Below are 14,366 nucleotides of genomic sequence, written 5' to 3' on the forward strand. Positions count from 1 at the left end.
TGACTCCTTGAGGATTATCAATCTATATAATTGGCAAGAGCTATTGTTTAAATAGGATTCGCCGATGAGCGAAAATAAGCTGAGTGTTTTCCCCTAAGATTGATAAATTAGAAAGTCAAAATGGCAGTTGCCTGAAAATTCAGACAACTGCCATTATCCTGACGTTGGTGTGGGAATTACTTTTTACCCATCTCGTCTTTAGACATGCCATCTTTGGCCATAGAATCTTTAGACATAGAGTCTTTAGACATATGATCCTTAGACATGGAATCTTTCTTCATACCATCTTTAGCCATGCAATCTTTCTTCATGCCATCTTTGCCGCAGTCGTGAGACATTGCCATATTATCTTTAGACATATTATCCGCAGCATTAGCGCCAGCTACGCCAAAGAATAATGCTGAGCACATCAGAGCAGTGTAGAGTTTTTTCATTTTGTCTTTCCTTTACGTTTCATTAACTACATTGATTAACTTCCGCCAAACCAGTTATAACCCTGGTCTTCCCAATAACCACCGGGATAGCGGTTGATGACTTCTATAACTTGAATATGTTTGGGGTTTTTGTAACCCAACTTGGTGGGCATTCTTAATTTCATCGGGAAACCATACTTACGCGGCAATATTTCACCATCGTAAGTCAGAGCAATAATGGTTTGTGGATGTAATGCGGTTGCCATATCAATGCTGGTGTAATAATCATCAGCACATTTAAAACTGACATAACGGGCATTTAAATCAGCGCCAATTCCTTTAAGGAATAAAGAAAACGGTACGCCGCCCCATTTACCAATCGCACTCCAGCCTTCAACACAGATGTGGCGTGTGACCTGGCTAACCTGCGCCATCTGGTGCAGCTGTGCCAGCGTCCACGGGCGCTTATCTGCCACTAGTCCCGCAACCTCCAGGCGATAATCGTCGCCGTTAATGTTAGGCGCTTCGTCTTCGCTGTAAAAAGCATTAAAAGGGAATGGACGCGTCATCATGCTTTCGGGATAAACCGGTGCCAAATCATTGGCGTTAAATAACCAGCCTTGTACGCGGTCATTGAATCGTGAAATACGGCTTAAGCTATTTTCGACTGATTCATTACTGCTAATATCGCAGCCGGTCAGCATCATTAAACCACCGAGGGTTAAACCTTGCTTCAAAAAACGACGACGGCCTTCAGACGATAACTGTTTATTAATTTGCTGTGTCGCATCCTGAATAATTGCGGCCTTGTCAGAATCAGAAAAAATCTTATTATTTTTGCTCATTATTTTTCCCTATCGGCCACGTAACATCGCGAGTAAAGTTCGTGGAACCAGCGCCACCATAATCAGATGGATGACGACAAACCCCACCATTGCGGACATGGCATAAAAATGAATAAAACGTGCATTGTCATAACCGCCGAGTAATTCCCGCAATAACGGAAACTGTACTGATTTCCACACCACCAGACCTGAACACACCAGAATGATCCCGTCGATCATCACAAACAGATACGCCAGTTTCTGCACAGTGTTGTAGTGGCTGAGATCCCCATGAGCCAGTTTTCCCCGTAGTGCGGCAATAAAATCATTGGCTAATGCACGCGGCGACAGAGGCCAAAATTTGTGTTTCAGGCGGCCGCTGAAAATATTAATCAGCAGGTAAATCACGCCATTAATACCAAATAGCCACATGCCTGCGAAATGCCACTGCAAGGCACCGCCTAGCCAGCCACCGAGCGTTAATTCAGCTGGAAAGGTAAAATTAAACAACGGTGAAGCGTTATATATCCGCCATCCACTTGTCACCATAATCAGCATGGCAAGGGCATTCAACCAGTGGCAAATCCTCAGCCACAGCGGATGAACCAGGGCGGGTTTAACCTGAAATATTGGCCTTTCCATCGTGTAATTCCGGTTATTGCGTTGAAATGATTGTGGCTGAAATCTGTTCTCCAAAACCTCACGAAAAGTTAAATTAAATGTGATAACTCGATGGGTGAATGTTGTATAGACTTGCTATCAACAGCGGATATAAGGCAGAAGTGATGAAAACCAAAAAATTATTAATCGTTGAGGATGACGAAAATATTGCTGAACTTCTGCAACTGCACCTGCGGGAAGAAGGCTATGAAATTGTGCATGCAGCAGATGGCACCCTCGGGCTGGAATTGCTCAAACAGGGTGGTTGGGATGCGCTGATATTGGATCTTATGTTGCCGGGCGTTGATGGGCTGGAAATCTGCCGCCATGCGCGAACCATGACGCGTTACACGCCGATCGTCATGATCAGCGCTCGCTCAAGCGAAACGCATCGCGTATTGGGGCTGGAGCTTGGCGCGGATGACTATCTGGCAAAACCTTTTTCAATGCTGGAACTCGTGGCGCGAGTTAAAGCGCTGTTCCGCCGCCAGGAAGCGATGAGTCAGAACCTGATGCAGGATGCCGGAACGCTGACTTTCGATCGGCTAACTATTGATCCCCTGGCTCGCGATGTGCGCCTCAGACAACAGCCTGTTGAGCTGACACCGCGTGAGTTCGATCTGCTGTGGTTTTTTGCCAAACATCCCGGCAAAGTTTTCTCACGGTTGAATCTGCTTAACCAGGTTTGGGGCTATCAACACGAAGGCTATGAACACACAGTTAACACCCATATCAACCGCTTACGCATCAAGATTGAAGACAACCCCGCAGAGCCTGAATTCATTCTTACTGTGTGGGGTAAAGGGTATAAATTCATCGCACTGCGCAACGAGTAAACCATGCGAAAACTCTCTCTTTCACAGCGCCTGACTCTGGTCTTTGCCCTGCTACTCATCACCTCTTGCTCTTTACTGGGGTGGCTGCAAATCCGCACCAGCACGCAGTACAGCCAGGCGGTGGTTCAGCAACTTTCTGGCTCGCTTGCCGAGCATATCAACCAGAGCTACCCGCTGCTGGGGGAAGACGGGCTGAATGATGATTCAGTGCGCCGCTTGTTTGATCATTTGATGACGGTAAACCCAAGCGTTGAAGTTTATCTGCTGGATGAGAAAGGCGATATTATCGGCGACGCTGCGCCACCAAATCACATCAAACGCCATCGTGTAGATCTGCAACCAATTTTGACGGCACTCAACGAGAAACAATATCCGATCTACGGCGACGATCCTCGTAGTGTTGATGGCAAAAAAGTGTTCAGCGTGGCACCGATGCACCAGAACGGGGTAGTGAAAGGCTATTTGTACATTATTTTGTTGGGCGAAAATTACAATGTGCTGGCTAGTGATGCGCAATTTAATACGTTATTAAAAGTGGTTTTGCTTTCGATAAGTCTGGTTGCCTTGCTGGGACTTATCGTTGGCTGGCTGGCATTTCGCTGGATTACTCATCCGTTACGTTCGCTTTCCTGCCAGGTAAATGCACTGGAAGCCGGCGGCATGACCGAGATGAAGGCGATGGCCGAGCTGCCGCTGGAAAAAGTTCCGGGCCATGACGAAATCAGCCTGTTGCGCCAGGGGGTGATTATGATGGCTCGACGTATTTCAGATCAGTGGCATCGTCTTTCACAACAAGACCAGTTGCGTCGCGAGTTTATTGCCAATATTTCCCATGATTTGCGCACACCATTAACCTCGATGCACGGTTATCTGGAAAGCTTATCGGTGATGTCATCGACGCTTTCTGAAGCGGAAAAGCAACGTTATCTGGAAACTGCGTTAGCACAGAGCCAGAAAGTCCGCATCCTCGCACAGTCACTGTTTGAATTAGCTCGTCTTGAATATGGCGTGGTGAAGCCGCAAAAAGAGCACTTCTGCCTCAGTGAGTTATTGCAGGATGTCTTCCAGAAATTCGAGCTGATGACGCAAACACGGCAGTTAAAGTTAGTGGCTGATATCCAGCCAGAGCTGCCATTAATTGACGCGGATTTGGGGATGATTGAACGGGTGCTAACTAACCTGCTGGATAACGCAATTCGTCATACTCCAGAGCAAGGTACAGTTGCGGTGCGCCTGTGGAAAGAGGGGCAAAAAGTGATGGTACAAATCAGTGACAGTGGGCCGGGCATCCCGCATGAGCTGAAAGAAGGATTGTTTGTGCGGCCTTCGATTATGAACCAGTCGCAGGTGAGAGTCGGCGGTTTAGGGTTGATGATTGTACGCCAGATGTTGCAACTACACGGCAGCGATATTGCGTTGGTAGAAAGGCCGGAAACCGGAGCGTGCTTCCGCTTTGCTTTGCCGACCTGAATAAAAACGCCCCGTAAACGGGGCGTTTTTATTCAGGTAAACTCAGGGCTAGCCGCCCTAGTGACATCCGGTGCAGAAATTTGCCAGGATCTGTTGAAAGAAGTCGTTGCCTTTATCATCAACAAGGATAAAGGCAGGGAAGTCTTCCACTTCAATTTTCCAGATAGATTCCATCCCCAGTTCCGGATACGCGACACATTCCAGGCTCTTAATACTTTGCTGCGCTAAGACTGCTGCGGGGCCGCCGATACTGCCGAGGTAAAAACCACCATGTTTGTGGCAGGCATCTGTCACCTGCTGGCTACGGTTACCCTTCGCCAACATGATCATGCTCGCGCCGTGCGATTGCAGCAGATCCACATAAGAATCCATACGACCAGCCGTTGTAGGGCCTAACGAACCGGAAGCATAACCCTCTGGCGTTTTGGCTGGGCCTGCGTAGTAGATCGGATGGTCTTTTACGTACTGCGGCAGCGCTTCACCGTTATCCAGCAATTCTTTGAGCTTCGCGTGGGCAATATCACGCGCCACGATGATGGTGCCGCTGAGGGCCAGACGAGTTGAGACGGTATGGGATGACAGGCTCGCCAGAATGTCTTTCATTGGCTGGTTCAGGTTGATGCGCACTACACTGCCTTCGCCCTGCTGGCGTAGTTCTTGCGGAATATACTGCCCTGGATTGCTTTCCAGTTTCTCAATCCAGATACCGTCGCGGTTGATTTTCGCTTTGATGTTACGGTCGGCTGAACAGGACACGCCCATGCCAACTGGGCAGGATGCACCATGGCGCGGCAGGCGGATCACGCGGATATCGTGAGCGAAGTATTTGCCACCGAACTGGGCACCCAGCCCGAGATTCTGCGCTTCTTGCAACAATTGTTGCTCCAGTTCCACGTCACGGAACGCCTGGCCGTGTTCGTTGCCTTCGGTTGGCAGGCCGTCGTAGTAACGGGTCGAGGCTAGCTTAACGGTTTTCAGCGTGGCTTCTGCGGACGTGCCACCAATAACAAACGCGATGTGGTAAGGCGGGCAAGCGGCAGTGCCGAGGGAACGCATCTTATCGACCAGATAGTTTTTTAACTTAGCTGGGGTGATGAGCGCTTTGGTTTCCTGATAAAGATAGGTTTTGTTGGCCGAGCCGCCCCCTTTTGCCATGCACAGGAATTTGTATTCATCGCCATCAACACTGTAGAGATCGATTTGCGCAGGCAGGTTGGTACTGGTATTCACCTCTTTATACATATCCAGCGCGACGTTCTGCGAATAGCGCAGATTGTCCTGGGTATAGGTGTTGTAGACACCGCGCGCCAGTGCCGCCTCATCGCCGCCATCAGTCCATACGCGGTGGCCTTTTTTGCCCATAATGATCGCGGTGCCAGTATCCTGGCAGGTTGGCAGAATCCCTCTGGCGGTAATTTCAGAATTGCGCAGGAATTGAAGCGCGACGTATTTGTCGTTATCGCTGGCCTGTGGGTCAAGCAGGATGGAGGCCACTTGCTTCTGATGAGAAGTGCGCAGCATAAAGGCTGCATCGTGGAACGCATGCTGCGCCAGCAAAGTCAGCGCCTCGGGTTCGATTTTCAGCACTTGCTGGCCGTCAAACTCGCGGGTGGAAACGTGGTCACGGCTGAGCAGATAGTATTCGGTTTCATCTGACGCCAGCGGGAAGGGATCCTGATAGACAAAAGGTTTATTCGACATAGCTCACTTACTCCATAAAGATAAAAACCGCCGAAGGAGGCCTCCGGCGGTAATGAATCAGAACATCATGGACATCCAGGGATAACCAATCAATAAAAGGGCCGCGAGGAAAATGGCTCCAAAAATACTACCCAGACGCCAGTAATCTTTGGTCGGCAGATAACCACTACCGTAGTAGATCGGGCTCGGGCCTGTGCCGTAAGGGGTGATGATGCCCATCACACCGAGTGACGTGACCATCAGCAGGACGAAGACATTCATATTCATCCCAGGAATAGTGGCGGCAATGGTCAGCATGGCAGGCAAAAGCGCTGTGGTATGCGCGGTGGTACTGGCAAAAAGGTAGTGCAGCAGATAGAACGCTAACAGCAGTACTACCGTTGCGACGCCTGGGGAAATCCCCTGCATTAATTCACCGCCTTCTTTACCCAGCCAGGCGATGAAACCGGTGGAAGAGAGGCCATCGGCAAGCGCGACCAGCGTGGCAAACCAGGCGAAGGTGTTCCATGCCGCTTTATTGCCCGTGATATCTGTCCACGACAGCACACCCGTCCACAGCATCAGGACGATAATCAACAGTGCAGCCATCGCAGGCTCAATCCACTCTGCGGCAAAAATCCACATCATCAGTGCGCTGCAAACGAACACCAGCAGCAGGATTTCATTGCGCGATAACTTGCCCAATTTTTCCAGCTCACGCGTTGCCCACAATGGGACTTCATTGTTTATCTTCACTTCCGGTGGGTAGAACCAGTAAGCGAGCAGCGGCATGGTGAGAAGCAGCAGAATACCCAACGGCAGGAAGGCGATAAACCAGGTGCTCCACGAGATAGTGATGCCGACGATGCTTTTCACCAGCGCCAGCGCCAACAGGTTAGGGGCCAGGGCCGAGAGGAACATCGAGCTTGTGATACAGGCGGCGGTAATCGCGACCCACATCAAATAGGAGCCTATCTTGCGAGCGCTGGGATCGTTAGGTTTTGAACCGTACAACGGTGGCAGGTTGGCAATAATCGGGTAAATGGTGCCGCCGCTTCGTGCGGTATTCGACGGCGTGAAAGGGGCTAATAACAGGTCAGCAAAGGCAATGGCGTAGCCCAGAGTCAGGCTGCGGCGGCCGAGGTGTTTTACCAGAATCAGCGCCAGACGACGACCAAACTGGGTCTTATCGTAGCCTGCGGCAAACATAAAGGCGCCGAAAATCAGCCAGACCGTGGAGTTTCCAAATCCGCTCACTGCCCATTTAAAGGATTGCCCGGCCAGCTTAAATTTAGGGTCTGCCAGTTGCTCAGGGCTGAACAAAAGCCACTGACTGAAAAGGGCGATGACGACCACGCCGGTGATACCGATAACCGCGCCAGGTAAGGGTTCAAAGATCAAACCGACAATCACCCCGACAAAGATGGCGAAGTAGTGCCAGGCATAAGGAGGTAACCCCTCAGGTACGGGAACGAAAAGTAAAAGTACTGCCACAATAATCGGCAGCGCCATCATCATCAGGCGGTGTTTATTCCCCGCTTTCGGACTCGCTGCGCCAGCAGGCGGTATAATAGCTGTCGGTTTATCTTTCATTATGAGTATCTTCAAGTAGTTAAAAATACGTTTATATCGGGAGATAATCAGTCTGTTTTTTTAGTTTAAAAACCTTCTTGAATGATTAATGACTGAGTCTGATTATTCCTGATATGAAAATTTATCGCTGTATTTATGGGCATTAAATAAAAATAGCTATTATTGATATATTGCACCTTCATACCGTGTCGCAATTGATTGAGATCAAGAAAAACCGGTGGCAAAGACTTTTGTAATTATTTATAGTTATTCTGCCTGGTGAGGGGGTATTCTTTTTAAAGTGGCTATAAATGTTAAAATAACACTGATTGTAAGCGTTGCCTGATGTGGGTTGCGTTGATTAATATGCTGATATTCAATGAATTTGTGGTGTTAATCATCAGGTGATTACCTTTAACAAAAGTATATAAACTGTTATCAATAATTTACTTTCTATCGTGGTGTTCTTTAAAAATAATAATACAAAAGAGGTGTCGTCATTATGGGTGGTATTAAATAGTTTTTTAACTAACGTAATTAATTTGGTAACTAAAAAAAGAGTTATATTAATGCCATGACAAAGGAATGAAGAAACATAACTAAAAATAATTCCGTCACCCAATTCTAAATTTCAATATTTAAAATCTGGAGTGTTATTATGACCAGTAACGATCGTATGTTGCGTCCTTTTACCTTACCCAATGGAACTGAGCTTAAAAACCGTTTATTAATGGCGCCGATGACAACCTGTACTGGTTATTATGACGGCACAGTGAGCAGCGAACTGGTGGAGTATTATCGCGTTCGGTCAGGCAGCATTGGTGCGATCATCGTTGAGTGCTGTTTTATCGATGCTCTCGGCCTGGCGTTTCCTGGTGCTATCGGTATCGATAACGATGAAAAAATCGCCGGGCTGGCAAAAATCGCGCAGGCGATTAAAGCTGAAGGGTCAAAAGCGATTTTGCAGATATACCACGGCGGCCGCATGGTCGACCCGCTGTTGATTGGCGGAAGAACGCCCGTTGCCCCAAGTGCGCTGGCGGCACCGCGTGAAGGGGCAGTCGTCCCACGCGCCCTGACCGGTGATGAAGTCGAAGACATGATCGCCAAATTTGGTGAAGGGGTACGACGTGCGATTCAGGCCGGTTTCGACGGCGTAGAAATTCATGGCGCCAACACCTACCTCATTCAGCAATTCTATTCTCCCAACTCTAACCAACGCGACGATGAATGGGGCGGCAGCCGCGACAACCGCGCGAAATTCCCGCTAGCTGTACTGGAAATCACGCACAAAATGGTGCGCCAGTACGCCGACGACGCTTTTATTATCGGTTATCGCTTCTCGCCTGAAGAGCTGGAAATCCCTGGTATTCGCTTTGATGACACCGTGTATCTGCTGGAAAAACTCGCCGCACGCGGGGTGGATTATCTGCACTTCTCCGTTGGCGCAAGTTTACGCCCGTCGATTGTGGATACCACTGACCCGACTCCGTTGATTGAAAAATACTGTGCCATGCGCTCTGAAACGTTGGCGCAAGTGCCGGTGATGGGCGTCGGCGCAGTGGTAAATGCGGCAGATGTAGAGCAAGCGCTGGAACATGGTTATGACCTGATCGCCGTTGGCCGCGCCTGCATAGCTTACCCAGACTGGGCGGCACGTATTGCTAGCGGCGAAGAGCTGGAACTGTTTATCGATAGCACCCAGCGTGAAGCGCGGCAGATCCCTGAACCGCTGTGGCGTTTCTCGCTGGTGGAGGCGATGATCCGCGACATGAGCATGGGCGATGCCAAATTCAAGCCAGGCATGTTCGTCGAAACCGTGCAGGACGACGTGAACGAACTGGTTATCAATGTGAGTCTCGAAAACGATCACATTGCTGATATCGAACTGGCCTCAAGCCCGGTGCAAAGCGTGGAATTTACCTCAAGCTTTGAAGAGATCCGCGATCGTATTTTGTCGGCTAACACTCCGCACGTGGATGCGATCTCGGGTGCGACCAGCCAGAGCGAGGCGGTGAAAAAAGCCGTCTCGAAAGCGATGCTGAAATCCAGTAAGGCGCTGGCGGCAGAAGAAGGCGGCGATGACAATTCACCGAAAAGCTACGATGTGGTGGTGGTCGGTAGCGGTGGCGCGGGCCTTGCGGCGGCGATTCAGGCTCACGACGAGGGGGCGAGCGTCCTTATCGTTGAGAAAATGCCGACCCTCGGCGGAAACACCATCAAAGCCTCTGCCGGGATGAACGCCGCAGAAACCCGCTTCCAGCGCGTGAAAGGGATTCATGACAGCAAAGAGCTGTTCTACCAGGAAACCCTGAAAGGGGGCAAAAACAAAAACAACCCAGAGCTGCTGCGCTGTTTTGTTGAAAATGCACCGGAAGCCATCGAATGGTTGGCTGATCGCGGCATTATGCTTAACGATATCACCACCACTGGCGGCATGAGCATCGACCGTACTCACCGCCCACGTGACGGCTCGGCGGTTGGCGGCTATCTGATTAGCGGGCTGGTACGCAATATCACCCGACGCGGCATTGATGTGCTGCTGGATACCTCGGTCGACGAGATCCTGACCGATAACGGTGCGGTGAGCGGTGTGCGCCTGTTGACGGATGAGCAAGAGAGCATTGTGGTGCAAGCCAAAAGCGTAGTGGTTGCAACCGGTGGCTTCAGCGCTAACAGCGCAATGGTCGTGAAATATCGTCCAGACCTGGACGGTTTTGTGACCACCAACCACAAAGGGGCCACTGGCGGCGGTATCGCACTGCTCGAGCGAATCGGTGCAGGCACCGTGGATATGGGGGAAATTCAAATCCACCCAACGGTTGAGCAGCAAACCTCGTATCTGATTTCCGAATCGATTCGCGGCGGTGGCGCTATTCTTGTGAGCCAGCAGGGCCTGCGTTTCTTCAATGAGATGGAAACCCGCGATAAAGTGTCGGCGTCGATTATCGCGCTGCCGGAGCACTATGCTTACATCGTCTTTGACGAACATGTGCGGGCGAAAAACAAAGCTACAGATGAATACATCGCCAAAGGTCTGGTGACCAGTGCCAGCACACCAAGCGAACTGGCGCAGAAGCTGGGCATGGATGAACACGCTTTCCTCGCCACGCTTGAGCGCTACAACGGCTTTGTGGAAAACCAGCGGGATGACGACTTTGGCCGTACGACCGCGCTGCGCGCGCCAGTAAACGAAGGGCCGTTCCACGCCATTCGCATTGCACCTGGGGTCCACCATACGATGGGCGGAGTGACGATCAACGCCGATACAGAAGTGTTGAATGCGGCTCATCAATCTATTCCTGGCGCCTATGCGGCGGGGGAAGTGGTGGGAGGTATTCATGGTGCTAACCGTATCGGTGGCAACGCGGTTGCGGATCTGATTATTTTCGGCACCCTTGCAGGCGGTGTGGCCGCGAAATACGCCAGAGCCTGACGCTCAGCAAGTGTAGACCGGGTAAGCGCAATGCTACCCGGCAATTCCCCGGTGGCGAGGTGCCTGCCGGGGCTACAACACAGGAGCGGCAACCATGCCAACCGACAATCGAGTCTATAGTTATTCCGCCGTACTGATGGGGTCACCCATCCTGCTCAAACTCTATTCCCACAACGAAGCACTCGCCTCCCAGGTCTTTCAACTGATTAAACAGTATGAAGATTTACTCACGGTGAACCGTGCGCAATCTCAGGTCATGAACATCAACCATGCCGCCGGTCGGCATCCGGTTAGCGTCAGCCGCCCGGTTTATACACTCATTAAATGCGCGAAGGCCGCCAGTATGGTGCAAGACAGCACGTTCAATCTGGCGATTGGCCCGCTGGTGAAGCTATGGCGTATTGGCTTTCAGGGTAACCGCGTGCCTTCAGCCGCAGAGATTGCCGCGAGGCTGCCCCTGACGCGTCCACAGGACGTGATTCTGGATGACGCTGCATGCAGCGTTTTTCTCGCTCAATCGGGGATGGAAATAGACCTTGGGGCGATTGCCAAAGGTTATATTGCCGACAGGGTTCGCGATTATCTGCGCAAGCACGGGGTGGCGGATGCGCTGATAAACCTCGGTGGCAATGTGCATACTTTGGGGAACTGGTCTGTTGGGTTAAAAAAACCCTTTGCGGCAGGGGATGCACTCATCGGTCGTATTGAGGTGGCAAGCCAGTCGGTCGTCACTTCAGGCATTTACGAGCGTTATTTCGAGCAGGATGGCAAACGCTGGCATCATATTCTCGACCCGCGCAACGGTTATCCGCTGGATAACGAACTGCACAGCGTGACGATTATTTCCGCCAACTCTCTTGATGGTGATATCTGGACCACGCTGCTGTACGGATTGGGTATTGAGAAAGGTTGTGCGGCACTACGCCAGCGCGAGGATATCGAGGCGATTTTTGTGACCAAAAATCGCGACGTTATCCTCTCTTCTCAGCGCCAGTTCCGCTTTTCGTTACTCAACGACAGCTACCGGATTACTGGCTGTACTGCTTGAGCAGGTTGTACTGTTCGGCAACCAGCCGATAGCGGTACACCGGGCGGCCAGTGGCACCATAATGAATACTGGTGTAGAGGATGTTGATTTGTGCAAGCCAAATCAAATACTTACGGCAGGATACGCGGGAGATATTGACCGCTGCTGCCAGCTCATCGGTAGAGAATTCGGAGCCAGGATGGTTGTCAATCCACTGGCAAATAGTGCGTAAAGTCTGTGCGGTCAGCCCTTTTGGCAGGCGTCGGTCGTCGGTGATTTCCGGATTGGCACCATGCAGTAAACGATCGACTTCCGCCTGCTCATAGTACGGCTGGGTGGTCATCAGCTTACGCTTCTCCCGCCAGGCGTTCAGGGCCTCTTCGAAGCGCGGAAACTGGAACGGTTTAATCAGATAATCCACCACCCCGTAATGCAGAGATGTTTGTACCGTTGTGGCGTCGGCTGCGGAAGTAATCATGATCACGTCGATCGCGCGCCCCGAGGCACGGATCGTTGGCAGAAGATCTAACCCGTTATGCTGTTGCATATACACATCCAGCAGCACGAGACCGATCTCAAGCGCCGGATCGTTAAGCATCTCTTTTGCCTGGGGCAGTGTTGAGGCTGTGCCACAGCAGCGGAAACCGGGGACTCTTGCCACATACATGCGGTTAAGTTCGGCCACCATGGCATCATCATCAACAATTAAAACATTTATCATGCAGGAGTCCTTTTACTGTCCCAGGGAAGATGTACAAAAAATTGGGTATACACACCGGGTTCGGATTCGACAGAAATACTGCCTCCCAGGGCGCTTAACTGTTGGTGGGCAAGAAACAGTCCAACACCGCGGTTCTCACCTTTGGTAGAAAAACCTTTCACGAAGATGGCATCGATGTTGGCCTGCGTAATCCCCGGGCCGTCATCGCTGACTTCGCCACTTAACCAACCATTCTGGAAATGCAGCATGACAGTGACTTCACCTTCTGGTTGTTCACTCATCGCATCCAGTGCATTTTCAATCAGATTACCCAGCACCGTCACCAGTGCGGTTACCTGTTTCTCATTAACGTTATCAGGCACCAGGCTCTCTTCCGCAAGCGTCAGGGTAAAGCCCAGTTCTTTGGCGCGATGTATTTTACCCAGCAGAAAACCTGCTACTACCGGTGCTTTTATCTGGTGCTGAATCGCGCCGATGTCTGTCTGGTAATTATGGGCAGTTTGCAGCACATATTCTTCAAGCTTGTCATAACTCTTCATATTCAACAGGCCAAGGATAACGTGCAGCTTATTCATGAATTCATGTGAAGTGGTGCGTAAGGCATCGACATAATTCACCATCCCATCCAGACGTTGCAGCAACTGGCTGACTTCCGTTTTGTCACGGAAGGTGCTTATCGCACCGACGATGTTTCCTTGCCGATGAATCGGAACGGTGTTGCTGATAAGCAGCAATCCGTTGCAGGTAATTTCCTGGTCATAGATGGGTTTGTCATGCTGTAACACTTCTTTGAGCTCTGCCAGCAACGGCCCTTCATCAACCTCATTGCCGGAGGAGGACTGTAGCATTTTTCTGGCGGCGGGATTAATCAGCGTCACCTGCCCATGCTCATCGACCGCCATCACCCCTTCTTTTAATGAATGCAGCATTGCCTGGCGTTGCTTGAGGTTTGCCGAAATTTCATGCGGCTCGAGCCCCAGAAGAGCCTCTTTTAGCACGCGCACCAGGATCAGAGTGCCGACAGTACAGACCAGGGCGCTGAACAGAATCGTGAGTAATACATTCCTGCGGCTACGAGCGAGTTGTTCGTCCACTTTGCTCAGTGGAACGCCGATCGCGACGACGCCGATCTGCTGTTGTTTATCATTATAGACCGGCGTATAGACGCGCAATGCAGGCCCCAGCGCACCATTGTTTATGGCGACATTTTCTTTGCCATTAAGCGTAGGGTTGATGTCTTTGCCGATGTAATGCCGACCAATGAGCTGGCTATTGGGATGCGAGTGGCGAATACCCTGCATGTCGGTCACGACGGCGAACAGTAAATGGTTGCGCTTCATTACCGCCATTGCCAGAGGTTGAATGATCTGGCTGTCGGGTGGCAACGTCAGGCCGCGTTTGACCTCTGGTGTATCGGCGAGCGTTCGCGCGACGGCAAGTGCCGTATCTTTCAATCCGTCACGCGTCGCATTGCTGATTTGTGAAAACCACAGAGCGAACACCAGTAACAGCACCGTGCCAAGCACACTGCAAATCATCAGTGTCACCGTCGTGCTGAGTTTCATCGGGCGCTTACGGGTGGGGGATAAAACGTTCATAGCGATCCCAATGAGTAACGGTGAAGTACCGATTATCGCAGATGAGGGAAGTGACTTAAAGCCACGTAAATCAAGCAAATCGCCCTAAGAAGGGGGGAAGCGTGACCCCACTCGCAGGAGTGGCAGATA

The 14,366-nt window shown here is 50.8% G+C and carries 11 protein-coding genes; 4 read left to right on the forward strand and 7 right to left on the reverse strand.

Going from position 1 to position 14,366, the window contains the following annotated elements:
* Window positions 1-176: 176 nt before the first annotated feature.
* From MNO13_RS03825 to MNO13_RS03835, 3 genes are read right to left on the reverse strand one after another with little or no spacing between them, the layout of a single operon-like run.
* A complete protein-coding gene (locus MNO13_RS03825) occupies window positions 177-434 on the reverse strand; it encodes a pentapeptide MXKDX repeat protein (RefSeq protein ID WP_237930993.1) in 258 nt (85 codons plus the stop codon).
* 35 nt (window positions 435-469) lie between these two features.
* Window positions 470-1,258 carry a molybdopterin-dependent oxidoreductase gene (locus MNO13_RS03830; protein WP_241939543.1) on the reverse strand — a complete coding sequence of 263 codons (789 nt, stop codon included), beginning with the start codon at window positions 1,256-1,258 and terminating at the stop codon, window positions 470-472.
* A gap of 9 nt (window positions 1,259-1,267) precedes the next feature.
* Window positions 1,268-1,879 carry a cytochrome b/b6 domain-containing protein gene (locus MNO13_RS03835; RefSeq protein WP_241939544.1) on the reverse strand — a complete coding sequence of 204 codons (612 nt, stop codon included), beginning with the start codon at window positions 1,877-1,879 and terminating at the stop codon, window positions 1,268-1,270.
* Between the two features lie 143 nt (window positions 1,880-2,022).
* Here MNO13_RS03835 and MNO13_RS03840 point away from each other — a divergent pair, with 143 nt between their 5' ends.
* Both MNO13_RS03840 and MNO13_RS03845 read left to right on the forward strand, forming a co-directional pair.
* Window positions 2,023-2,733 carry a response regulator transcription factor gene (locus MNO13_RS03840; protein WP_074388527.1) on the forward strand — a complete coding sequence of 237 codons (711 nt, stop codon included), beginning with the start codon at window positions 2,023-2,025 and terminating at the stop codon, window positions 2,731-2,733.
* Between the two features lie 3 nt (window positions 2,734-2,736).
* Window positions 2,737-4,203: a sensor histidine kinase gene (locus MNO13_RS03845; RefSeq protein WP_241939545.1), complete on the forward strand. Its 1,467-nt coding sequence runs from the start codon at window positions 2,737-2,739 to the stop codon at window positions 4,201-4,203.
* A gap of 57 nt (window positions 4,204-4,260) precedes the next feature.
* Here MNO13_RS03845 and fumA read toward each other — a convergent pair whose 3' ends face one another.
* Entirely contained in the window at window positions 4,261-5,904 is a 1,644-nt protein-coding gene (gene fumA, locus MNO13_RS03850) for a class I fumarate hydratase FumA (RefSeq protein WP_241939546.1), read from the reverse strand.
* A gap of 57 nt (window positions 5,905-5,961) precedes the next feature.
* Window positions 5,962-7,476 (reverse strand): DASS family sodium-coupled anion symporter, encoded by a 1,515-nt coding sequence (locus tag MNO13_RS03855; protein ID WP_241939547.1) that lies wholly within the window; start codon window positions 7,474-7,476, stop codon window positions 5,962-5,964.
* A 637-nt stretch (window positions 7,477-8,113) separates the two neighbouring features.
* On the opposite strand from MNO13_RS03855, the gene MNO13_RS03860 reads away from it, so the two are divergent.
* Both MNO13_RS03860 and MNO13_RS03865 read left to right on the forward strand, forming a co-directional pair.
* Window positions 8,114-10,891: a flavocytochrome c gene (locus tag MNO13_RS03860; RefSeq protein ID WP_241939548.1), complete on the forward strand. Its 2,778-nt coding sequence runs from the start codon at window positions 8,114-8,116 to the stop codon at window positions 10,889-10,891.
* A gap of 94 nt (window positions 10,892-10,985) precedes the next feature.
* Window positions 10,986-11,939, forward strand: coding sequence for an FAD:protein FMN transferase (locus MNO13_RS03865; RefSeq protein ID WP_133522208.1), 954 nt, complete (start codon window positions 10,986-10,988; stop codon window positions 11,937-11,939).
* Here the strand turns inward: MNO13_RS03865 and dcuR are convergent.
* Both dcuR and MNO13_RS03875 read right to left on the reverse strand, forming a co-directional pair.
* Window positions 11,920-12,639 (reverse strand): two-component system response regulator DcuR, encoded by a 720-nt coding sequence (dcuR, locus tag MNO13_RS03870; protein WP_133522207.1) that lies wholly within the window; start codon window positions 12,637-12,639, stop codon window positions 11,920-11,922. The genes MNO13_RS03865 and dcuR overlap by 20 nt on opposite strands.
* The gene (locus tag MNO13_RS03875; RefSeq protein ID WP_241939549.1) at window positions 12,636-14,237 is read right to left on the reverse strand and encodes a sensor histidine kinase; all 1,602 of its coding nucleotides are present in this window, start codon (window positions 14,235-14,237) and stop codon (window positions 12,636-12,638) included. The genes dcuR and MNO13_RS03875 overlap by 4 nt, the downstream gene beginning before the upstream one ends.
* Window positions 14,238-14,366: the final 129 nt, after the last annotated feature.

The organism is Buttiauxella ferragutiae, from assembly GCF_022637515.1.
Taxonomy (GTDB): domain Bacteria; phylum Pseudomonadota; class Gammaproteobacteria; order Enterobacterales; family Enterobacteriaceae; genus Buttiauxella; species Buttiauxella ferragutiae.